Annotated in this window: 1 protein-coding gene; it reads right to left on the bottom strand. The window is 58.9% G+C overall.

Annotated features, from left to right (window positions below; translation table 11 throughout):
• Nucleotides 1-941: 941 nt before the first annotated feature.
• Nucleotides 942-1280 (bottom strand): hypothetical protein, encoded by a 339-nt coding sequence (locus HU811_RS26930; RefSeq protein ID WP_047230543.1) that lies wholly within the window; start codon nucleotides 1278-1280, stop codon nucleotides 942-944.
• Nucleotides 1281-1383 lie beyond the last annotated feature (103 nt).

The raw sequence follows: 1383 nt of genomic DNA, 5'->3' as shown, positions 1-1383 counted from the left end.
GGCACTTGTGGGAGCAAAGCTTGCTCGCGAAGAGGCCGACACATTCAACATCCTCATCAACTGAACCACCGCCATCGCGAGCAAGCTTTGCTCCCACAGGATGAACGCGGTCATCAAAAAACAGGTCGGCTGTCAGGCCGCCTCGCCAAGCTTTTGATCTGGGGCGCCCCGTTAACCACGCTGGCCGAACGCAGGTATTGCGCAGTGGGCATCCCGGCATGGATGCCGGGATAGCCGCGCTGGGCCATGGATGGCCCTTCGCGGCGGGCCCACGGAGCAATGCCGGAGTGAGGGCATGCCGAGCCTAGGCGAGGCACCGAGTGGTGGGGCAAAGCGCTTTTGCTTACTTTTGGCTGGTCCGGCATCCGGCTCTTCCAAAAGTGACCCGCCGTAAGGGCGGAACCCTAAGCAGCCGTTACCGCAGAAACGGATATACACCCCCTCTAAAAGTAAGGTCCTAGGAGATTTCCTTCGAGTTGTGGCGAAGTTGGTGAACTTGTCCGGCGTCTGCCTCGTGGCTAGTCTGGGTTTGTCACTGAAAAAACGGTGACACGGACGTGCAAGTCCGAAATATCTGTTTAGGGCGAAACGGCCCATGCCATTCAGCGATCTCATTTGGACATGGATCGGCTTGAGGTTCAAACGTCGAACTGACAGGCCTGTAGCGGATTGAAGATGGCCATCGCGAGCAGGCTGAACTCTCACAAGAGATCTGTTGGCGAATGGAAAATTGCGCCCTGACACAAATCCAATTGTGGGAGCGGGCTTGCTCGCGAAGGCGTCGGCACATCCAACATCATCGCAAACTGACCCACCGCTTTCGCGAGCAAGCCCACTCCCACATAAGAACTGCGTGACGGCAATATCTGCGACTTACCCCATCCCCCTGTGGGAGCGAGCCTGCTCGCGATGAGGGCAGCCCCGACACCGATGAACCAGGCCTAGATCAACCCTTTCTCGTCATCATCGATCAACCGGCTCAACCCGCCCAAGGCTTCTCGGGCCTGGTTGCGGTCCATCAGCTTGGCCTGGGCCGCGGGCGGCAGGTCGGTGACGCGGATGACGCCTTTGCTGGTCAGCACCTGGATCAAGTCGTCCAGTACCCGGATCATTTCCAGATCGCTCTGCTTGAGCTGCTTGAGGCTGTTTTCTACCGCTTGGTTAGCGAACCAGTCCTGGATCTCGTGGCTGTCGGCCGGCAGGGTTTCGGTGGCCTCCGCATAAGCGGTGGCTTCCACGCGCACCAGCAGGCCTTGTGCATCGCGTTGCACATAAAACATCGGGCATCCCTCATGTATGAAGCGGCGTCATGCTGGGCAGCATAGGCCAACTGCGGGGAGTATGAACACAATTCCCGTGGCGAGGGAGCTTGCTCCCGCTGGG

Source organism: Pseudomonas tehranensis (assembly GCF_014268615.1).
Taxonomy (GTDB): domain Bacteria; phylum Pseudomonadota; class Gammaproteobacteria; order Pseudomonadales; family Pseudomonadaceae; genus Aquipseudomonas; species Aquipseudomonas tehranensis.
This window is presented reverse-complemented; position numbering and strand designations above follow the sequence as displayed.

What these genes read in the sequence shown, in the direction of transcription:
- HU811_RS26930 (WP_047230543.1), bottom strand. Translation starts at nt 1,280, where the DNA reads ATGTTTTATGTGCAACGCGATGCACAAGGCCTGCTGGTGCGCGTGGAA.